A 20832-nucleotide genomic window follows, 5' to 3' on the forward strand; every position below is an offset into this window, starting at 1 on the left:
CCCCCGGACCCCCGGGATATTTGAGGACAGATGAAATGGGCAGGGGCCGATGAGCACGCGCGACACGATGGAGCTGAAGGAAGAGGCGATCCGGGCGCAGTACGAGGCGGCGCTGGGCCTGTTGTCGGGCTTCGACCATGCGCCGCGTCTGGCGAAGGCCCTGGTCGAGGCGCCGGTGGCGGAGCGGTCTCCGGGCATCGGCGGGCGGCCGCGGTTCCGGTCCACCGTGGTGGGGATGGCGACCCGGTCCACCGCGCGGCCGGGGGGCGTGCGGGTTGCCGAGCGGGTGGAGGGGTTGTCGGACGGGTTGGTGTCGCCGGTGCAGGCGGCATCGCTGAACGTGCTGCGCCGCGCGCTGGCGATTGCGCTGGCGATGGGCGAGACCTTTGCCGCCCAGTCGGGGCTGGCCGAGTTGAAGCGGGCGAACCTGGAGGGGCGGGTGCCCGAGGCGAAGCGGGCCGAGTTCGGCGAGTTGCTGCAGGGCGAGGCGCTGGTGGTGCTGTTCACCTTTGCCAATGCCTGCGCGTTCCTGATTGCCCCGCATGTGACGCCGGTCACGGTGGAACTGGGCGAGGTCGAGGAGGTGCTGACCGACAACGCTCCGCTGGCGTTGCAGGGGGCGTTGTGGGAGCTGGACCAGGACATTGCGGCCCTGGCCAGCGATGATGCGCGGCTGGTGGCGGTGATCTCGGGGTTTGCCGAGGCGCTGATGAAGAAGGTCGCGATCCGGGCCGAGAACGGGGCGCGGGTGTCGGTGTTCACGGCCGGGTCGTGGAAGGTCGAGGCGGACGGGCTGGCGATTGCGGGGTTCAAGCCGGCGCGGGCGGCCAAGGGCGGCGCGCTGGTGATGGCGTTCAAGAAGCCCGAGGAAGTGGTGGGCAACCACATCGCCAAGTATCAGGCGATGCGGCTGGCCAAGATGCTGATGGCCTATGACTTCGAGCGCCGGCTGAACCCCTTTGCCGAACTGGGCGGGTTCATCTTCACCTTCATGGGCGATGGCAAGCCGGGGACGGGGAAGACCACGCTGATCCAGATGATGGCGGGGCTGCTGGATGGCTACTGCAAGGCGGCGGGGTATCCGTTCCGCTACCAGAACTTCTCGATCGACCAGATCGACAGCTATCAGGGCAAGTCGGGGCAGAACGCCAAGGCCTTCATCGACGCGGTGCTCGACCCGGGGGTGATCGGGTTCGGCACCATCGACGACATCGACCAGGTGGCGGGCAAGCGGGGGGACCGGCAGTCGAGCGCCGGGCAGCAGGAGGTGACGGCGGTCTTCATGCAGGCCTTTGCCGGGGCGGGCACGGTGGTGCGGGGGAACTGCACGTTCGGGATGTTCTCGAACTATCCCGAGAACGTGGACGACGCCTTGCGCCAGCGGGCCGGGGCGCGGTTCCTGGTGGACGGGCCGCAAAGCCGCGAGGATTACATCGACATCCTGGCGCTGCTGTTGGGCAAGGGGCACGCGATCCCGGTGGGCGACCACAAGCTGTTCGCGGCCCAAGAGATTCGCCGGGCGGTGGCGGCGTCGTTCGAAGGCTATGCGCGGCCGCATGAAGAGGGGCTGCTGCGGGTCTGGGAGGCGGCCGCAAAGGACTTGGGGCCGCTCGACACCATCGCCAAGCTGGGGGCCTATCTGAAGGCGATCCAGGCGGTGGACGAGCGCTTCACCGGGCGGGCGGTGAAGAACATCACCGATGCGGTGAAGGTGCGGGCGATGGATTTCGAATTGCCCGACGAATGGATGGCCGAGCCGGAGCTGTTCCTGTTCAAGCCCTATGACGAGAAGATGGCGATGATCCGGGCCTTGATGACCCCCATCACCGTCGAGATGGTGATCCAGGAAATCAACCGCTACGCCGACTCTGAGTTCCGCTATGCCGACAAGTCGGACGAGGCGGCGATTGAAGGGGCCGTGCGGGACATGCGGCGGATGGAAGAGGCGAAACGGCGGTATCTGGAGGGGAAGGGGTGATCGAGGAGGCCGCAGAGGACAGACCATTTTGGAAAATGGCGCTAGCCTTCTGGCCGCTTGGGTTTGCCGTTGTGGCCACGGTTGGGTTCGCGTGGTTTACTTGGACCTTGGCAAACGAAGTTACCGAGCAGGATGGCATCGAGTCGACGCGATATGAACATTTCCTCTCCGGACGTCCGAACGAACTGGGAGACACTCTGGCGGGGTTTGTAGGATCGCTGACACTGATCTGGGTGGTTGCTTCGGTAATTCAACAGAGCATGGAACTCCGCGCACAGCGAAAAGAATTTATGGCTATGGCCGATGCGCAGGGCGCACAAGTGCGTGCACTAGATGCGCAGATTGCGATACTGCAGGACGAAAAGCGTAGAATGGTTGAGAAAGAAGCAGATGAAGAGTTTAATGAGCTTCAGTCCATGTTCGTAAAACTTGTCATGGACCCAAGATTTCTCGATCTTAGATATGTGATGACTAAGCCCGGCGCTGAGGTGGGATTGGATCGCTGTGAGTTTCGAGTGTTTGAGGCTTCTTCCATAGTATTCGCAATTAAGGATGCTGCGGCGGCTATGCGAAAGCTGTTCTTGTCGATCTGCCTTGAAATGCATAGCGCCGTCATGGCACGCCGAATGAGCGGATATTCTCTGGAAGACAATCCATTTCTGCGGATCCACCTTGAACAGACTTTGCAGATTCTGCGTGAGATGGCGATAATTTCGGATCGACTTTCTCCAGCAGGCAGAGTTCGCGCGAGGGCAATGGATTTAACCAACTCCATCCGCTCGCTTAGCGATGCAATCGAAGCGTTTCGAAGTGGAACATTTGGAATGCCAAGGGTAACGCAATGAACCGCCTCATCGCCAAAGGCCTCATGTTCGGGAACCTGATCGAGGTGTCCTCGCCTCAGCTGGTGGACCGTTACAACCGGGCGCTCAAGCATCTGGCCGGCAAGGAAACCGCGCTCAAGGATTTCCATATCGACCTGTCGGGGTATAGCCCCGAGATCGGCGACGAGTTTGGCGATCCCTTGTACCTCAATCCGAACGGGGCGAACCGGCAGTTCATCCTGCTGACCACGGCGCAGAAGGATGCTCCGCTGCTGAACATCCGGTTTTCCACTTCGCGCGGCATCCTCACGCAGTTCATCGACAAGAACGAGGCGCAGTTGTTTGCGCTGACCGCGCGCGATGTGGTGGCGGGGGAATTGCAGGGCTCGGTCTATGCGGTGGATGCGCCGGCCAAGCTGTTTGATATCCGGCAGGTGACGGTGGAAGCCGACACCATCGGCGGGCATGTGGCGGATGCGGGGAAGCTGGCGGCGCTGATCGAGCGGTTCCGGCGCGAGCCGGACGGCTGGCGGGATGACGCGCTGATCACCGAGATGATCGGGCTGGCGAAGAAGACCGGCGACGTGACGCGGGTGCCGATCAGCCTGCCGGCGATGACCTTCGAGCAGGGCAACTTCTGGACCAGCTTCTTCGGCGGCGTCTACATCTTTCGCGACGTCAAGTTCCCGGCGGCGATTTCGCGGCTGCCCGTTGCCAGCCTGGGGCAGGTGCCGATTCCGCAGGTGATGGACTTCTCCCACCGCAACCACATTGCCGACTGGCTGGACCGCAACCAGCTGGTCGAACCCATCGTGCAGGCCCGCAACACCGATGCCGGCGCGATCCTGCGGCAGAAGATGGACTTCATCCTGGTGGATGCGGCAGATCGTCTCGGGATCGAGATCGGTGACGCCCGGCGGACCGAGCTGCGCAAGGTGGCCTACCGGATTGGCACGGCCTTGCCCGACGAATTCCTGGGGCTGGCGGCGATGCTGGCCTGGGTCGAGGGCGGCGGGCCCTGGCCGCGGATTTCCAGCGAGCATCCGGCGTATTTCTACACATTGCGGGCGCGGGGGGGCAAAGACCGCGACCTGGTGAACATGCTGCTGAGCGAGTTGGCCCCGATGGACGTGCGGCAGATGTTCATCACCCATAAGGAACGGTTCTACGAGGACTACGTTACATGGTCCGAGGCGAAGAAGTCCTATGTGGCGGATTTCCTTGCGCGGGAGTATCAGGTGGACAGGGAAGGCGCCCGCGAGGCGCTGTTCGGCCCGGAGCCGCGGATGGATGAACTGGCCAGACCGCAGATGAAGGAAGGCCCGAAGGCCACGCGCGGCTTGCGCAATGTGGCAGGACCCTGGGGCGGTGACACCGTGGCCGGTCCATGGGGCAGCACGAGGACACGCGGATGATCATCGGATGGTTGCGGTTGATGGCCATGGCTCTGGTGGGGCTGACCATCATCTATTTCTTCGTCTCGCTTTATTCCCGCAGCGTGCGGCGCGAGAAGCTGGAGAAGCGCTGGGTGTCGGAGGGCCTTGAGGGCGACCGGGATGCCTGGATCGCCGAAGGGATGAAAGAATACGACCACGGGCTGAAAAGACGGCTCCTGTGGCTTATCTATATCCTGCCGCTGACGGTGGCCGCTGTCGTGGCCTATGTCATCAACTGGTAAAAGGGGCCCGAGATGTGGACCAAGGTGAAATGGGGCTTCCGGATCGTGCTGGTGCTGATCCTGGGGGCCTTCCTGCATTACACGCTGCCGCAGCATGACGTGGTGCAGATCATCAACACCTACAACAAGGTGACGCCGATCGGGGCGAACTGGATCTTCTATTCCAGCGGCGATACCGGCACCGGCACCGAGACCGAGACGGCGCAGCGCGACATCCGCTTCATCGATGCGGTCTATCCGGACGGCTCGACCGTGATGGTCTACCGCAATGAGGATACCGGCTGGATCTGGCCGCCCTACTTCAAGTGGGACAGCAGCACCCTGCAAGCCGAGGCGACAAACCTCAAGACCGAGAAGGCCACCCCGCAATGGGTGTCGATCACGCATTACGGCTGGCGGCTGGAATGGCTGTCGGTGTTCCCGAACGCGGTGAAGATCGCGCCGGTCGCGGGGCCGGATGTGTCGATCATTCCCTGGGTGAACATCGTGATCCTGACCTTCCTGGCCTTTGTGGTGTTCATGATCCGGCGGATGTGGCTGCAGTTCCGCGAACGGGCGGTGGACCCGACCTTTGACCGCATCGACGCCGGCGCGGATGCGGCGATGGACGAGGTCAAGGGTGTCTGGGGCCGGTTCTCCGGCTGGCTGGGCAGTTGGCGCAGCAAGCGCAAGTAGGGCCTAGGCGCTGCCGCGGATCAGGGCGGCGGCGCGTTCGGCGATCATGATGGTGGGGCCGTTGGTGTTGCCGCCGATCAGGCCGGGCATCACCGAGGCGTCCACCACGCGCAGGCCTTGCAGGCCGCGCACCCGCAGGTCCGGGTCAGTGACTGCCATGGCGTCCTGGCCCATCCGACAGGTGCCGACGGGGTGGTAGATGGTGTCGGCGCGGGCGCGGATGTCGGCCTCGAGTGCCGCATCGCTGCCGTCATGCGGGTAAAGCCGGGCTCCGCGCCAGGGGGCCAGCGGCGGGGCGGCAAGGATTGTCTCCAGCCTGCGGGCGGCGGTCATCAGCAGGGGCAGGTCGCGCGGGTCAGACAGGAAGCCTGGGTCGATGCGGGGCGGGGCAAGGGGGTTGGCCGAGGTCAGGCCCACGGTTCCGCGGCTGTGCGGGCGCAGGGCGCAGATGTGGGCGGACCAGCCGTCGGCGGCGTGCAGGCGGCGCATGTGCTGGTCAACGATGCCGATGACAAAGTGGATCTGCAGGTCGGGCTGGGGCTGGTCGGGCGTTGACCGCAGGAAGGCCGCGCCCTCGGCCATGGGTGAGGCGAAGAGTCCCTCGCCCGAGCGGCGCCAGCGCAGGCCGGCCTTGAACAGCCGCATCAGACCTCGCGGGTTCAGGCCCACCACATCGGGCCGGGGCGAGGTGTGGCTTATGGTATAGTCCAGATGGTCCTGCAGGTTCGCGCCGACGCCGGGCAGGATGTGGACCGGCGCGATGCCATGGGCGCGCAGTTCGTCCTCGGGTCCGATGCCGGACAGCAGCAGAAGCTGCGGCGAGCCGAAGGTGCCTTGCGAGACGATCACCTCGCGCCGCGCGGAAAGGACGGTTTCGCCGCCGGTGTTGCGGACCACCAGGCCGGTGGCACGGCGACCGTCGAACAGCAGACGCATGGCGCGGGTCCAGGTCAGCACGGTCAGGTTGGGCCGGCCCATGACCGGGTGCAGGTAGCCGGCGGCGGCCGAGCAGCGCTGGCCCTTGCGCGGGCCGGTATGGAACTGGGTGACCTGGTAGAGGCCGGCACCTTCCTGCTCGGTGCCATTGAAATCGGGGTTTTCGGGCAGCTGGCATTCGCCGGCGGCGGCGATGAAGGCGCGGGTGATGGCGCGGGGATGGCGCTGGTCGCCCACCTGCAGCGGGCCATCTGCGCCGTGGAAGGGACCGGCGCCGCGCACGTTGCCTTCGGCGCGCAGGAACCACGGCAGGACGCTGGCCCAGTCCCAGCCGGTGGCGCCGGCCTCGGCCCAGGCGTCATAATCGGCGGGCGTGCCGCGGATGTAGAGCATGGCATTGATCGCCGAACTGCCGCCCAAGCCCCGGCCGCGCGGCTGGAACCCGCGCCGCCCGTTCAGGCCGGGCTGCGGCACGGTGTGCAAGGCCCAGTTGTGCAGCGGCGGGCGGCCCGAGACCAGGGCCGCCACCATCGCCGGCGCGCGGACGAGGAAATCGCGCGCCTGCCCCCCGGCCTCGACCAGGCAGACGCGGACGCGCGGGTCTTCGGACAGGCGCGCGGCCAGCACGCAGCCTGCCGACCCGCCGCCGGCGATGACGTAATCGAACTCCATGACCGGGCAGACTAGGGGAGGCCGGCCACGCACGGAAGCCTGACGCTTCGTCACTGCAGCCGCCAGAGCAGCCGGGGGAACTGAAAGGCCGCTCTGGCGTTATCGGGAAGCGACGCGTTCGGCGGGGGGCCGGCGGGGGACAGCGGGGACGGTTGCCAGAATGCGTGAGACCGATTCAGCAGGCACGCTGGCGACCGACGCAGCGGGCAGACGCATCACCCTGCCGCGGATGGTCACCATCGTCGGCGTCGCCGCCGTCTTGGCCCTGGCGGCCGACGTGTTCCTGCCCCTTGCGGTGGCCATGCTGATCACCTTTGCACTGTCGCCGCTGGTGTCAGTCCTGCGTCGCCGGGGGCTGTCGAAGACGCTGTCGGTGATCCTGTCGGTGACGCTGGCGTTTCTGCTGATCGGTGCCTTCTCGCTGGTCGTGGCCTTGCAGGTGGGGCAACTGGCGCAGAACCTGCCCGAGTTCCAGGCCAATATCCTGGCCAAGCTGAACAGCCTCAAGGAATCGGGGCAGGGCGGCGGGCTGATCGCCCGCGTGACCGACATGGTGGTGGCGATCAACGCCGAGATCGGCCGCGCCCTGCCCGCCGAGGCCGGAGCCGCGAGCGGGCCGATGCCGGTCGAGGTGGTCGAACGGTCGAACGCGCTGCAGATGTTGCAGAACATCGTCGGCCCGCTGCTGAGCCCGATCGCGATGACCGGGCTTGTCGTCGTGGTGGTGATCTTCATGCTGCTGGAGCGCGACCAGCTGCGCGACCGGTTCATCCGGCTGGCAGGATCGCAGGACATTCACCGGATGACCGAGGTGCTGGAAGATGCGGGGTCGCGGGTCGCCAACTACCTGCTGATCCAGCTTCTGGTGAACCTGATCTACGCCGTTCCCATCGGCATCGGCCTGTGGCTGATCGGCGTGCCGAACGCGCTGCTCTGGGGCGTGCTGACGCTGGTGCTGCGGTTCGTGCCTTACGTCGGCTCGGTCCTGGCGGCGGCGTTTCCGCTGTTCCTGGCCTTTGCCGTGTCGCCCGACTGGTCCGCCGTGCTGTGGACGCTGGCGCTGTTCGGCACGGTCGAGACGGTCACCTCGAACCTGGTCGAGCCCTGGGTCTATGGCTCGCGCACCGGCCTGAGCCCGCTGGCGATCATTGTCGCGGCGATCTTCTGGACGTTCCTCTGGGGGCCGCTGGGGCTGGTGCTGTCGACGCCCTTGACGGTGTGCCTGGTGGTGCTGGGCCGCCACCTGCCGCAGTTCGAGATGTTCGACATCCTGTTCGGGGATGAGCCGGTGCTGCATCCGCACATGCGGCTGTACCAGCGGCTGCTGGCGGGCGATGCGACCGAGGCAACCTTTGCCGCAGAAGAGGCGCTGGAGGACGAGGACCTGGCCGCCTGGTACCAGGCCACCGCGCTGCCCGCGCTGCTGAAGGCGCAGGATGACCGCGATCGCGGCGTGCTGACGCGCGAGCAGGAGCTGCGACTGGCCGCGACGGCGCAGGAGATGGTGGCGAACCTGACCGCTTTGGCAGCCGAAGAGGCGCAGGCGGAGGCCGGCGAAGACGCCGACGCGCCGCCTTCGGGCAAGGGGTTGCGAGTGGCCTGTGTCGGCGGGCGGTGGGATGCCGATGCGGTTTCGGCCGCGATGCTGGCGCAGGTGACCGGCATCACCGGGGCCGAGGTGCGGTCGCATGGTGCCGACGTCCTGGCACCGGCGCGGCTGGTCGATCTGCACCCCGAAGCCCTGGATTGCCTGGTGCTGTGCTTTCTTGACCCCTCGCCCAGCCGGGCCTCGCTCTTGCATGTGCAACGGATCAAGCGGCTGGCGCCGAAGATGCGCGTGGGCGTGGTGATCTGGCAGTTGCCGCCGGACCTGCGCAAGACACCCGACGCGGCCTTGATGCCACCCCCCGCCACCCGCGAGAAGCTGGCCGAGGTCGAGGAGATCGGCGCCGACTTCGTGTCGACCACGATGGAGGAAGCGGTGGCGGCGATCCTGAAGCGTGCCGAACCGCGCCGGATCGATGCGCCGCGCAAGCGGGCCGCCCTGAAGCCGCGCCGCCGCGCCGCCGACGCCGCGTGACCCAACCAACCCTGACGAAGGAGGACAAGATGGCCCGCAAACCAAACCCCGAGGCGACCGCGACGACGGACCGGCTGGACGACATCCTTGGTGCGCTGGACCCGGCCACGGCCTCGGCGCTGAAGCTGGAACTGGCCCGGTTGCAGGCCGAGGTGGCCGATCTGGGCAAGGCGCTGTCTGGCGTCGGCCAGGCCAGCTCGGCAGCGCTGGGCGAGGGCGCCAAGGCCGCACTGGACGCCGGCCGCGCCCGGTTTGCCGGCACCCAGGCCGAGATCGAGGGCTTTGTCCGCGAAAAGCCGACCCGCGCGCTGGTCACCGCGGCCGGCATCGGCATGGTGCTGGGGCTGCTTCTGGCGCGGAGGTAGCCGCGATGTCGACGCGGCTGACGCTTCTGTCTCTGATCGCCGAAGCAGCAATGGTGGCCGGCCGGCAGCGGCTGGCGCGGAAACTGACGATGCTGGCGCTGGCGCTGGCCTGTGCGGTCTTTGCCCTGGCCGCAGCCCTGGTGGCGGGCGGTCTTTGGCTGGCCACGCAGGTCTCGCCGGTGCAGGCGGCCCTGATCCTGTCTGGCGGCCTGGCGGTGCTGGCCGTTCTTTTCGCGCTGCTGGCGCGCGGTCGCCGCGACGATGCAGGGATCGACCGGGTCGTGCAGGAAGTCAACCGTGTGGTCGGCGCGGTCGAGGCGGACATGCGCGAACGCCCGCTGGGCCTGCCGCTGGCGGGCGCCGGTCTGGCCGGCCTGCTGCTTGGCCTGCGGCTTTTCGGCCGCAGATAGGACTCGCCCTATGCGCGAGTCAAACAATTTGACACAGTTTTGCCTCAATTGGCTTTAAGCTTGGTCCAGCAGTAAAAGACGGCGGGCAATGTACCCGCCGCCACCGAGGCAGAAGCAGTGGCGATCATCACCGGAACGACGGGGAACGATACCCTGTCCGGCACCAATTCCGCTGACCTGATCAGCGGGTTGGCCGGCAACGACAGCCTCTACGGAGGCGGCGGCAGCGATACTCTGGACGGCGGCCTGGGGGCCGACCGGCTGGATGGCGGCAGCAGCAGCGATACGGCCAGCTATGCCTTGTCCACGGCGGCGGTCCAGGTTGACCTGTCAACCGGTTCGGGCACCGGCGGCGACGCTCAGGGCGATACGCTGGTTTCGATCGAGAACCTGGCCGGATCGGGGTTCGACGATATTCTGATCGGCAACGGCGGCAACAACCGGCTGACCGGCGGCGCCGGCAACGACGCGCTTTACGGTGGCGCGGGCACCGACGTTCTGGACGGCGGCGATGGCAACGACACCCTGGTCGGCGGCACCGGCAGCGACAACCTGATCGGCGGCGCGGGGACCGATACGGCGGATTATTCCGCGGCGACCCAGGGGGTGAGCGTCTCGCTGACCACCGGCCGCGGCACCGCGGGCGAGGCGAACGGCGACACGCTGAGCGGCGTCGAGAACCTGACCGGATCGGCCTTCGCCGACACTCTGGTCGGCGACGCCGGCGCCAATGTCCTGAACGGCGGTGCCGGGAACGATTCCCTCAGCGGCGAGTCGGGAGACGACACGCTGATCGGCGGCGCCGGGGCCGACACGCTGAGCGGCGGCGAAGACCTGGACATCGTCGACTATTCCGGGTCGAACGCGGCCGTCAACGTGAACCTTCAGTCGATGTCGGCCACCGGCGGGCATGCCACCGGCGACGTGCTTTCGGGCGTCGACGGGGTGGTCGGTTCGGCCTTCGACGACACTCTGGTGGGCTTTGACCAGTTCGGCACCTCGGGCGACGTCTTTACCAATGTGATCCGGGGCGGCGGCGGGAACGATTCCATCGACGGCCGGGCAGGCAACGACAGCCTTTATGGTGACGATGGCAACGACACCATCCTGGGCGGTGCGGGCAATGACACGCTTTCCGGCGGCGACGGCAACGACAGCCTGGTGGGCGGGGCCGGGGCCGACCTGGTTGATGGCGGCGATGGCAACGACACGCTGGTCGCGGGTGACGGCGACACGGTTCTGGGTGGCGATGGCGACGACCTGATCAGCGTCTCGGGTCTGGCCAGCATCTCGGGCGGGGCCGGGTCGGACACCATCCTCGGTTCGGTCGGGTCTTCGATCGACGGGTCGGAAGACGGCGACGAAATCGACGTGCTGGATCTGACCGGGATGGGTCCGCTGTCGATTTCCTATGAACCGGGGAACCCCGAGAACGGGGTGGTGACCTTCTACAACGGTCTGGGCCAGATCACCGGCACGATGAGTTTCAGCAACATCGAAACGGTGGTGCCCTGCTTTACCCCCGGCACGCGGATCGCCTGCGAGGGTGGTGAGCGGCTTGTCGAGTCGCTGCGGCCGGGCGACCGGGTGATGACGCGCGACAACGGGCTGCAGGTGCTGCGCTGGGCGGGCTGCAAGCGGCTGACGCGCGACGAACTAGTCGCCGACCCGCGGTTGCAGCCGGTGCAGATCGGGGCGGGGGCCCTGGGTGATGGTCTGCCCCTGCGTGACATGCGGGTCAGCCGGCAGCACCGGATGCTGGTCACCGGGGCGCGGGCGGAACTGTTCTTCGGCAGCGACGAGGTGCTGGTGCGGGCCGAGCATCTGGTCGGGCAGCCGGGCATCGTGAACGTGGTCGAAACCGAGGTGACCTATGTCCATCTGCTGTTCGACCGGCACGAGGTGGTGCTGTCCGACGGCGCCTGGAGCGAGAGCTTTCAGCCCGGCGACCGGACGCTGGCGGGGATGGACGACGACGCGCGGGACGAGCTGTTCCGGCTGTTCCCGGACATCGCCGCCGGGGCCGACTACCCGTCCGCCCGCCTGACGCTGAAACGCTTCGAGGCGCAGGTGTTGCTGGCGGCCTAGCTGCGCAGCGTTCCGCCGGTGGCCTTGGTCACCTTGTCGACGATCCTGGCGCTGACGGCTTCGATCTCGGCCTCGGTCAGGGTCGCGGTCGTGGGTTGCAGCCGCACCGTCAGGGCGATGGACTTCTTGCCCGGGCCCATCTGTGCCTCGGCCTTGTCGCCGGCGAACTGGTCGAACACGCGGACGCTTTCGATCAGGGCCTTGTCGGCGCCCTGCGCGGCGTTGACCGCGGTCAGCGCCTCGACCCGCGCATCCACCACGAAGGCGAAATCGCGGTCCACCGCCTGCAGGTCGCTGATCGCCAGCGCCGGGCGGGTGGGGGTCTTGGTCTTGGGCGCGGGCACGTTGGCCACCAGCACGGTGAAGGCGACCGCCGGTCCCTTGACGTCCATTTCGCGCAGGGTCCGGGGGTGGACCTCGCCGAAGGTCGCCATGGTGGTCGGCCCAAGCCCGATCACGCCCGACCGGCCGGGGTGCCACCAGGCGGCGACCTTGCGGCTGATCTGGGCCTTGGCGGGGGCGCCAAGGGCGGCCAGCACCGCCTCGGCATCGGCCTTGGCGTCGTAGACGTCGATGGGGCGGCGGCTGCCGTGCGGGTCACGCGCGGCGGCGGCGCCGACCAGCAGGCCGGTGGCTTGCAGGTGCTGCTCGCCCGGCTCGCCGCCGTGGAAGGCGGGGCCCACCTCGAACAGCGCCAGGTCCATGAAGCCACGGGCCTGGTTGCGCGCCGCGGCGGCCAGAAGGCCGGGGAGAAGGTCGGGGCGCAGGTGGGTCATTTCCGAGGAGATCGGGTTTTCCACCCGAACCGCCTCGGTGCCGCCCCCGAACAGGGCGGCGGATTTCGCGTCGATGAAGCTGTAGGTGACGCATTCGTTGTAGCCCAGCGCGGCCAGGGTGCGGCGGGCGGCCTTTTCGCGCTGTTGCAGCGGCGTCAGGATCGGCTTCGGCACGCCCGGCTGGCGGCGGCGCAGCGGAGCGCCTTGCAGCTTGGTCAGGCTGGCGATGCGGGCGACTTCCTCGATCAGGTCGGCCTCGCCAAGGATGTCGGGGCGCCAGCTGGGGGGCGTGGCGTCGTTGCCGTGCAGGGTGAAGCCGAGGGCCTCGAGCGTGCGGCGCTGCTCGGCCTCGGGGATCTCCATGCCGACAAGGGAAACCACGCGGGCCGGGTCCAAGCGGTAGCTGCGCGGGTATTCCAACGGGGCGCCGTCCTGCGCGATGCGGCTGGCCTGCCCGCCGCAGAGGTCAAGGACCATCCGGGTGGCCAGATCCAGCCCCGGCAGGGTGAAGGCCGGGTCCACCCCGCGTTCGAAGCGGTAGCGGGCGTCCGAGTTGATCTTCAGCGCGCGCCCGGTGGCGGCGATGGTGATCGGGTCCCACCAGGCGCTTTCGAGAAAGACGTTGGTGGTGGCCTCGGTGCAGCCGGAGTGTTCGCCGCCCATGATACCAGCCAGGGATTCCACCCCGGCCGCGTCGGAAATCGCCATCTGGCCGGGCGACAGGGTGTAGGTCTTGCCGTCCAGCGCCAGGAAGTCCTCGCCGCCCTGGGCCGGGTGAATGCGCAGGGTGCCGCCCTGCACCTTGTCGGCGTCGAAGACGTGCAGCGGGCGGTTCAGGGCGTAGGTGAAGAAGTTGGTGATGTCGACCAATGCCGAAATCGGCCGCAGCCCGATGGCGCGCAGCCGCTTTTGCAGCCATTCGGGCGAGGGGCCGTTGCTGACTCCGCGGATCAGCCGGCCGACGAAATGCGGGCAGCCCTTTGCCTTGAGCGCGGGGTCGATCTGCACCGTGATGGGGCTGTCGAAGCTGCCGGCGATGGCGGGAACGTCAAGCGGCTTCAGCTTGCCCAACCCGCGGGCGGCCAGATCGCGGGCGATGCCGCGGATGCCCAGGGCGTCGGGCCGGTTCGGCGTCACCTTGATGTCGAACACTGGGTCGTTCAGGCCTCGGTAGTCGATGAACCGGGCGCCCAGCGGCGCGTCCTCGGGCAGTTCTATGATGCCGTCATGCGCGTCCGACAGCATCAGTTCCCGCTCGGAACAGAGCATGCCGTTGGAGTCGACGCCGCGAATATTGCCGGACTTGAGGTCCACGCCCGTGCCGGGGACATGGGTGCCGGTGGGCGCAAAGACCCCCACCAGCCCGGTGCGCGCGTTCGGCGCGCCGCAGACGACCTGCACTTCGACCATCTCGCTGCCCGGCCCGCCCGGATAGGTGGCCACCCGGCACACCCGCAGCCGGTCGGCGTTGGGGTGCTGCACGGCCTCGGTCACCCGGCAGATGCGGAACGGCGCCAATTGCTCGGCGGGGTCTTCGACGCCCTCGACTTCCAGCCCAAGGTCGGTCAGCGCCTCGGCGATCTCGGCCACCGAGGCGGTGGTCTCAAGGTGATCGGCAAGCCAGGAGAGGGTGAATTTCATCGCGTGCGGTCCTTGGACGGGTCGGCGGAGGGATTAGCGCAAAGGCCGCGAAAGGGGAAGGGCAGGGCGCATCGGCGGATTCCTGCGAATGCGAGGCATTTCCGGGAGGAACGGGGAAGAAATGCGCGAAAGGACGCGCTATATTCTACTTATGGACGATTGGCTTCAAGTTCCCGAACGCAGAAAGGGCATCCCGGTCTGGAGGCTTTGCCTTCTGATGGCGGTGTCCTTCATGATCATCTGGATTGGTGCGCCGCTGGTGTTCGGCAACTGATCGGCCGCCGCCGCGCGGCTTTCGGGTCACGCGCCGCTTGCCCCTGTCGCGCTGTGCCGGTATCCCCTTGCGCAAGAAATTCCCTGCGGGAGGATGCCGATGACCACGAACCAGCGTTTCGACAAGTCGAAGCTGCCCAGCCGCCATGTGACCGAAGGCCCGGCGCGCGCCCCGCACCGCAGCTATTTCTACGCCATGGGCATCACCGAAGAGGAAATCCACCAGCCCTGGGTGGGCGTGGCGACCTGCTGGAACGAGGCCGCGCCCTGCAACATCGCGCTGAACCGGCAGGCGCAGATCGTCAAGCACGGCGTCAAGAAGGCCGGCGGCACCCCGCGTGAGTTCACCACCATCACCGTGACCGACGGCATCGCCATGGGGCACGAGGGGATGCGGTCGTCGCTGGCGTCGCGCGATGCCATCGCCGACACGGTGGAACTGACCATGCGCGGCCATTGCTATGACGCGCTGGTGGGGCTGGCGGGCTGCGACAAGTCTCTGCCGGGGATGATGATGGCGATGGTGCGGCTGAACGTGCCCAGCGTCTTCATTTACGGCGGGTCGATCCTGCCCGGCCGCTACAAGGGCCAGGACATCACCGTGCAGGACATGTTCGAGGCGGTGGGCAAGAACCAGGCCGGCACTCTGAGCGAGGCCGAACTGGAGATCATGGAAAAGATCGCCTGCCCGTCCAGCGGCGCCTGCGGGGCGCAGTACACCGCGAACACCATGGCCTGCGTCAGCGAAGCCATCGGGCTGGCGCTGCTGAATTCCAGCGGCGCGCCGGCGCCCTACGAAAGCCGCGACCAGTATGGCGAGGCGTCCGGCGTGGCGGTGATGACGCTGATCGAGAAGAACATCCGCGCCCGGGACATCGTCACGCGGAAGAGCCTTGAGAACGCCGCCCGCGTGGTGGCCTGCACCGGCGGCAGCACCAACGGTGCTTTGCACCTGCCGGCGATTGCGCATGAGGCGGGGATCGACTTCGACCTGTTCGACGTGGCCGACATCATGCGCGACACGCCGTATTTCGTCGACCTGCGGCCGGGCGGGAAATACGTGGCGAAAGACCTCTATGAGGTCGGCGGCGTGCCGGTGGTGATGAAGGAACTGGCCCGCGCCGGGTTGCTGCACCCGGACTGCATCACCGCCAGCGGCAAATCCCTGGGCGAAAGCCTTGAAGAGATTCGCGGCGAGGCGGACGGCCGGGTGATCTATTCCATCGACAAACCGCTGACCAGGACCGGCGGCGTTGTGGGCCTGAAGGGCAACCTGGCGCCCGACGGGGCCATCGTGAAGGTGGCCGGCATGACCGAGGCCGAGCAGGTCTTTAGCGGTCCGGCCCGCGTCTTCGACTGCGAGGAAGACGCCTTCGAGGCGGTCAAGGCGCGCAGCTACAAGGAAGGCGAGGTGCTGGTGATCCGCAACGAAGGCCCCGCAGGCGGGCCGGGGATGCGCGAGATGCTGGCGACCACCGCCGCCCTGTCCGGCCAGGGCATGGGCAAGAAGGTGGCGCTGATCACCGATGGCCGGTTCAGCGGTGCGACGCGCGGCTTCTGCGTCGGCCATGTCGGCCCCGAGGCCGCACATGGCGGGCCTATCGCGCTGGTCCGCACCGGCGACATCATCACGCTGAATGCCTTGACGGGCGAATTGTCCGTGGCCCTGACCGATGAGGAGCTGGCAAGCCGCAAGGCCGCCTGGAAGGGACCGCGCAAGACCGAATACACCTCGGGCGCGCTGTGGAAATACGCCCGGCTTGTGGGATCGGCGCGCTATGGTGCGGTCACCCATCCGGGCGCCAGGGACGAGGCGCATGTCTACATGGATCAGTAGGGCGGCGCTTGTCCTGCTGCTGGCGGCTTGCGTTCCCGTCGCAGGCGGCGGCCTTGGCCTGGCCGGCAAGAATGCGGCCCCGGTGCTGGGCGGGGCGATCGAAGTGGCCGGACCGCGCGGCTATTGCATCGACCGCAAGGCCAGCCGCGAGACCGAGGACAGCGCCGTCATGGTGCTGGGCCGCTGTGCCGGCAGCCTGACCGCCGAGCCGGCGCTGATCGCCATCGTGGTGGGTGCGCAGGGATCATCCGAAGTGCTGAAGACCGGAGCTTCGGCGCTGACCGAGTTCTTCGCCAGTGCCGATGGCCGCGCCGCGCTGGCACGCGACGGCCGGGCCGGATCGGTGACGATTCACAGCGTCACGGTGGCGGAAGGCGCGCTGGTGCTGCACCTGACCGACCGCTCGGTCGGCCGCTACTGGCGCGCACTGATCGGTGCGCGGGGACGGCTGGTGACGATCTCGGTCAGTGCGCCGGTCGGCGACGACCTGGCGCCCGAGGCCGGACGCGCGCTGCTGGACGCCACCATCGCCGCAATGCGGGCCGCCAACCGGGGCGAGGGCGGCTGAGCCGGGGTTTGCGTTTTCGGGATGACGGACGAAACGTTTAATCCTATTGAATAAAGCGCGAATGACCGGCGGTTGAACGGGCGGGCGGGCGGACGATGGCGGGGCGGGTAGACAGCGTTCTGGAAAGACTGGCGTTCCGGCGGATGCTGCGGCGCTGGTCGCGGGCCGCGGACGAGGCGCCGCAGATGGACCTGTCGCAACTGCGCGCGATGCGCGGCCAGGCCCGGCAGATGCGCCGCGAACTGGACCGCGTGCTGCACCAGGCCGAGTTCCGCCTGGCCTTACCGGTGATCGGCACCACCGCCATCCGCCGCCCGGCCGGCACCGACTGGGCCTGGCGGCCCGAGTTGTGGAAGGGCCCGATCGCAGTATCGGGGCTGGCCAACGTTTCGGGCCGTGAACCGGTTTGCGACGGCGCCACGGTCTTCCACGACTGCCGCCGCAGCGAGTTGACCTTCCGCCAGATCCGCAACACGCGCGGGTCCGACGTGGCCCCGTTCGGCTTTCGCATGGATGTGTTCCGCTTTGACGGATCGTTCCTGAGCCTGGTGCTGGACCTTCCGGCCGAGGCGGTCGAGGGCCTGCGGCTGCGCCACCTGATCCGGCTGGACGTGATCGTCGAGATGGAGAAACCGCTTGAGATCTTTGCCCGTTTGAACATCAAGCACGGGCCCAACGTGGAGCAGCTGGTGCGCGAACTGCCGCTGCACGAGGAAGAGGTGATGGTCGAGTTCGACCTCGCCTATGCCAAGGTCAACGAGAAGCGGATCGAGAAGATGTGGCTGGACCTGATCTTCGAGGGGCCGGAGATGAACCAGATCATCCTGCGCGACGTCACCGTCTGCCGCAGGCCAAGGGCCGAGGTGTGACGCCATGAGCGACGGGGTGAAGCTGACGCAGACGCGGATCCGGGCCGGGGTCTGGGAAGGGATGCTGGGCGGCGCCGGGGCCACGGCGCCGAAGCTTGAGGTGATGCACCTGGAAAAGCCGGTTCCGGGCGTGAGCGTGACCGCCGTGCCGGGCCGTGAGGGCGACTATGCGGTGCGGGTGCCGATCCCGGCCGAGCTGCTGAGCGAGGGGGTGCAGACCTTCCTGATCCGGTCGGGCGCCGAGACTCTGGCGCATTTCACGATCATCACCGGGGTGGCCATGGAAGACGACCTGCGCGCCGAGATCGACCTCTTGCGCGCCGAACTGGACATGCTGAAGCGCGCATTCCGGCGGCATTGCCTGGAAACCGCCGGGCAGGCGGGGTGAACCCGGCTCTACGCCGGCAACAGGCGTGACCCGCTGGCGGCGCTGTCCTCGGCCCGGTCAAGCCAGCGCTGAAGCTGGGCGCCGCGGGCGAAGTCGGGGTCAGTGGGGCCTTCGCCGCGGATGGCGGCGATGAAGCGGTCATAGACCGTGGGCACGGGCGGGCAGGGAATCGTCTCCCAGCGGGCGCCGGTGCGGGCCGGGCCAAGGCAGGCGGAGAGGGCGCTTTCGGCGTTCTCGAAGCGGATGTCGAGACCGCCCTCGGTGCCGTAAAGCCGCAGGCGCAGGTCGTTCAGGTGGCCGGTGGCAAAGCGGCTGGCGTGCACCACGCCAAGCGCGCCGCCTTCCAGGCGCAGCTGCAGGGTGGCGCTGTCGTTGGCGTCCAGGGGGTAGTCGCCGATGCGGCCGCCGGGGGCCTTGTCGAAGGTGGCAAGCCGGGCGCTGACCTCGGTCGGGGCTTCGCCGGCGGCGAAGGTGGCGAAGTCGAGGATGTGGATGCCGACGTCGCCCAGCACGCCCTTCGATCCATGTGCGGTGGACAGCCGCCACAGCCATTGCGGTTCGGTCCGCCAGTCGCCCCAGGCGGGCTGGGTCAGCCAGCTTTGCAGGTAGGAGGCTTCGAAGTGCCGGATGGGGCCGAGGGCGCCTTCGGCGACAAGTTGGGCCGCCTGTTGCAGGGCGGGGACGTTGCGGTAGGTGAGGTTGACCATGGCAACGGTGCCGGCCCTGGCGGCGGCCTGCGCCATCTCGGCGGCGTCGGCGGCGCTGGTGGCGAGCGGCTTTTCGCACAGCACATGCTTGCCTGCGGCCAGCAGCGGTAGGGTGGTAGCGTGGTGGGCGGCATCGGGGGTGACGTTGGCCACGGCGTCGAACCGGCCCCAGTCAAGCGCGTCTGCCAGGCGGCTGAAGGTCCGGCCAAGGCCGTGCCTCGCGGCAAAGGCCGCAAGCGGTTCGGCCCGGGTGTCGACCCCGGCGACCAGTTCCACGCCGGGGATGCGGGCGAAGGCCGCGGCGTGGTTCGCGGCCATGCCGCCGGTGCCAAGGATGAGCAGGCGAAGAGTCATCGCAGACCCGCTTCTCCCTTGGCGTGCAGCCTGGGGCCGCGTTCGGTGATCGGTTCCAAAGCGCTTTCAACCGGGACGTTCGGCGCGGCGCCCGGGTCGGCGATGCGGGGGGCCGGATTGCGCGCCCAGCGGACGGCGTTGACGATGACCTTCTGCACGTTGGCATCGTGGTAGGTGGGATAGGTTTCGTGCCCGGGCCGGAAGTAGAACACGCGGCCTGCGCCGCGCTTGTAGGTGACGCCCGAGCGGAACACCTCGCCGCCCTGGAACCACGAGACGAAGACGGTTTCCATCGGGTCGGGGATGCCGAAGGGCTCGCCATACATCTCTTCCTGCTCAAGCTCGAAGTGGTCGGGCAGGCCGGCGGCGATGGGATGACTGCGCGAGGTCAGCCAGAGCCGCTCACGCTCGCCCGCCTCGCGCCAGGTCAGGTTGCAGGGGGTGCCCATCAAACGCTTGAAGGGTTTGGAGAAATGGGCCGAGTGCAGGAAGATCGCGCCCATCCCGGACCAGACGGCGGCGCAGACCTGATCGACGATGTCGTCGCGCACCTGCGCATGGGCGGCGTGGCCCCACCAGACCAGCACGTCGGTCGCGTCCAGCCGACCGGGGGGCAGGCCGTGGCTGGGCTGTTCCAGTGTGGCGGTGGTGGCGGTGATGCCGGGGGCGGCGTTCAGGGCGTCGGCGATGCATTGGTGCATGCCTGTGGGGTAGATTTCCCGCACGGTGGCGGTGGATCGCTCGTGGAGGTTCTCGCCCCAGACGGTGACGCGGATGTTCGGCATGCTGGCCCCCGGCATATGACGCGGCCAGCCTACGCCGTTTCAAGGCACTTTCAAAGCGCTTTGAGGGCGATCATTCCCAGGTGCGGAAGAACTTGCCCGCGGGCGAGGCGGTGAAGATCTCGCAGCCGGTCGCGGTGACGCCGATCGAGTGTTCGTATTGCGCCGAAAGCGACTTGTCGCGGGTGACGGCGGTCCAGTCGTCGGCAAGGATCTTGGTCTCGGGGCGGCCAAGGTTCACCATCGGCTCGATGGTGAAGAACATGCCTTCTTCCAGCGCCGGTCCTGATCCGGGCCGGCCATAGTGCAGCACGTTCGGCGGGGCATGGAACACGCGGCCCAGGCCGTGACCGCAGAAATCGCGGACCACCGACATGCGGTTGGCCTCGACATAGGACTGGATGGCGTGCCCGATGTCGCCGAAGGTGGCGCCCGGGCGGACGGCGGCGATGCCGCGCATCAGCGCCTCATGCGTGACCTCGATCAGGCGTTCGGCCTTGCGGGCAAGCTGGCCCGCCACATACATCCGCGAGGTATCGCCAAACCAGCCGTCGACGATCACGGTGACGTCGATGTTCAGGATGTCGCCGTCGGCCAGCACCTTCGGCCCCGGGATGCCGTGGCAGACCACGTGGTTCACCGAGATGCAGGAGGCGTGCTTGTAGCCCTTGTAGCCGATGGTGGCCGAGACCACGCCGCGGCGGATGATCTCTTCGCGGATGAAATCGTCGATCTCGGCGGTGGGGGTGCCGAGCCGCACCAGGGGGGCGACCTGGTCCAGGATTTCGGCGGCGACCTGGCCGGCCGCGCGCATGCCGGCGAAACCCGCCTCGTCGTAGATGCGGATGCCGTCGCGGGTGATGCGGGCGCGGGTTTCGTCCATGGGTGGTCCTTTTGTGCCCTACATAGGGGCATGGCGTCCGCTTGGCCA

The 20832-nt window shown here is 67.7% G+C and carries 18 protein-coding genes; 13 read left to right on the forward strand and 5 right to left on the reverse strand.

Features of this window, described 5'->3' with window-relative positions; translation table 11 throughout:
* Positions 1-49 precede the first annotated feature (49 nt).
* The 5 genes from LHP98_RS15380 to LHP98_RS15400 are packed head-to-tail and all read left to right on the forward strand — an operon-like array spanning position 50 to position 5155.
* Positions 50-1978 (forward strand): AAA family ATPase, encoded by a 1929-nt coding sequence (locus tag LHP98_RS15380; protein ID WP_227253428.1) that lies wholly within the window; start codon positions 50-52, stop codon positions 1976-1978.
* Entirely contained in the window at positions 1975-2823 is an 849-nt protein-coding gene (locus tag LHP98_RS15385) for a hypothetical protein (RefSeq protein WP_227253429.1), read from the forward strand. The genes LHP98_RS15380 and LHP98_RS15385 overlap by 4 nt, the downstream gene beginning before the upstream one ends.
* Positions 2820-4217 (forward strand): DUF6638 family protein, encoded by a 1398-nt coding sequence (locus LHP98_RS15390; protein ID WP_227253430.1) that lies wholly within the window; start codon positions 2820-2822, stop codon positions 4215-4217. Before LHP98_RS15385 ends, LHP98_RS15390 begins: the two co-directional genes overlap by 4 nt.
* Positions 4214-4480 carry a hypothetical protein gene (locus LHP98_RS15395; RefSeq protein ID WP_227253431.1) on the forward strand — a complete coding sequence of 89 codons (267 nt, stop codon included), beginning with the start codon at positions 4214-4216 and terminating at the stop codon, positions 4478-4480. The genes LHP98_RS15390 and LHP98_RS15395 overlap by 4 nt, the downstream gene beginning before the upstream one ends.
* A 12-nt stretch (positions 4481-4492) precedes the next feature.
* Positions 4493-5155: a DUF1523 family protein gene (locus LHP98_RS15400; protein ID WP_227253432.1), complete on the forward strand. Its 663-nt coding sequence runs from the start codon at positions 4493-4495 to the stop codon at positions 5153-5155.
* Between the two features lie 3 nt (positions 5156-5158).
* On the opposite strand, the gene LHP98_RS15405 is transcribed toward LHP98_RS15400, so the two are convergent.
* Positions 5159-6763 carry a GMC family oxidoreductase gene (locus LHP98_RS15405; RefSeq protein WP_227253433.1) on the reverse strand — a complete coding sequence of 535 codons (1605 nt, stop codon included), beginning with the start codon at positions 6761-6763 and terminating at the stop codon, positions 5159-5161.
* Positions 6764-6923: 160 nt separating this feature from the next.
* Between LHP98_RS15405 and LHP98_RS15410 the strand changes: the two genes are divergently transcribed.
* The 4 genes from LHP98_RS15410 to LHP98_RS19625 all read left to right on the forward strand — a co-directional run bounded on the left by LHP98_RS15410 (position 6924) and on the right by LHP98_RS19625 (position 11706).
* Positions 6924-8843, forward strand: a complete 1920-nt coding sequence (locus LHP98_RS15410; protein WP_227253434.1) for an AI-2E family transporter — start codon at positions 6924-6926, stop codon at positions 8841-8843.
* 29 nt (positions 8844-8872) lie between these two features.
* On the forward strand, positions 8873-9208 hold the full coding sequence (locus tag LHP98_RS15415) for a glycine zipper domain-containing protein (protein ID WP_227253435.1): 336 nt from the start codon (positions 8873-8875) through the stop codon (positions 9206-9208).
* Positions 9209-9213: 5 nt separating this feature from the next.
* Entirely contained in the window at positions 9214-9618 is a 405-nt protein-coding gene (locus tag LHP98_RS15420) for a hypothetical protein (protein WP_227253436.1), read from the forward strand.
* Between the two features lie 117 nt (positions 9619-9735).
* Positions 9736-11706 (forward strand): Hint domain-containing protein, encoded by a 1971-nt coding sequence (locus tag LHP98_RS19625; RefSeq protein WP_227253437.1) that lies wholly within the window; start codon positions 9736-9738, stop codon positions 11704-11706.
* Here the strand turns inward: LHP98_RS19625 and pheT are convergent.
* Complete coding sequence (pheT, locus tag LHP98_RS15430) at positions 11703-14123, reverse strand: phenylalanine--tRNA ligase subunit beta (RefSeq protein ID WP_227253438.1); 2421 nt, start codon at positions 14121-14123, stop codon at positions 11703-11705. The two genes, LHP98_RS19625 and pheT, sit on opposite strands and share 4 nt — an antisense overlap.
* A gap of 367 nt (positions 14124-14490) precedes the next feature.
* Between pheT and ilvD the strand changes: the two genes are divergently transcribed.
* From ilvD to LHP98_RS15450, 4 genes are all read left to right on the forward strand, one after another.
* On the forward strand, positions 14491-16233 hold the full coding sequence (ilvD, locus tag LHP98_RS15435) for a dihydroxy-acid dehydratase (RefSeq protein ID WP_227253439.1): 1743 nt from the start codon (positions 14491-14493) through the stop codon (positions 16231-16233).
* Positions 16214-16801 carry a hypothetical protein gene (locus tag LHP98_RS15440; RefSeq protein WP_227253440.1) on the forward strand — a complete coding sequence of 196 codons (588 nt, stop codon included), beginning with the start codon at positions 16214-16216 and terminating at the stop codon, positions 16799-16801. Before ilvD ends, LHP98_RS15440 begins: the two co-directional genes overlap by 20 nt.
* 95 nt (positions 16802-16896) lie before the next feature.
* Positions 16897-17670, forward strand: coding sequence for a DUF6478 family protein (locus tag LHP98_RS15445; protein ID WP_227253441.1), 774 nt, complete (start codon positions 16897-16899; stop codon positions 17668-17670).
* A 4-nt stretch (positions 17671-17674) separates the two neighbouring features.
* A complete protein-coding gene (locus LHP98_RS15450; RefSeq protein ID WP_227253442.1) occupies positions 17675-18058 on the forward strand; it encodes a hypothetical protein in 384 nt (127 codons plus the stop codon).
* A gap of 8 nt (positions 18059-18066) precedes the next feature.
* On the opposite strand, the gene LHP98_RS15455 is transcribed toward LHP98_RS15450, so the two are convergent.
* The 3 genes from LHP98_RS15455 to map form a co-directional block, all read right to left on the reverse strand.
* A complete protein-coding gene (locus LHP98_RS15455) occupies positions 18067-19119 on the reverse strand; it encodes a Gfo/Idh/MocA family protein (RefSeq protein WP_227253443.1) in 1053 nt (350 codons plus the stop codon).
* Complete coding sequence (locus tag LHP98_RS15460) at positions 19116-19904, reverse strand: ThuA domain-containing protein (protein WP_227253444.1); 789 nt, start codon at positions 19902-19904, stop codon at positions 19116-19118. Before LHP98_RS15460 ends, LHP98_RS15455 begins: the two co-directional genes overlap by 4 nt.
* A 70-nt stretch (positions 19905-19974) precedes the next feature.
* Positions 19975-20784, reverse strand: coding sequence for a type I methionyl aminopeptidase (gene map / locus LHP98_RS15465; protein ID WP_227253445.1), 810 nt, complete (start codon positions 20782-20784; stop codon positions 19975-19977).
* Positions 20785-20832: the final 48 nt, after the last annotated feature.

The organism is Rhodobacter sp. Har01 (assembly GCF_020564565.1).
GTDB lineage: Bacteria > Pseudomonadota > Alphaproteobacteria > Rhodobacterales > Rhodobacteraceae > Pseudogemmobacter.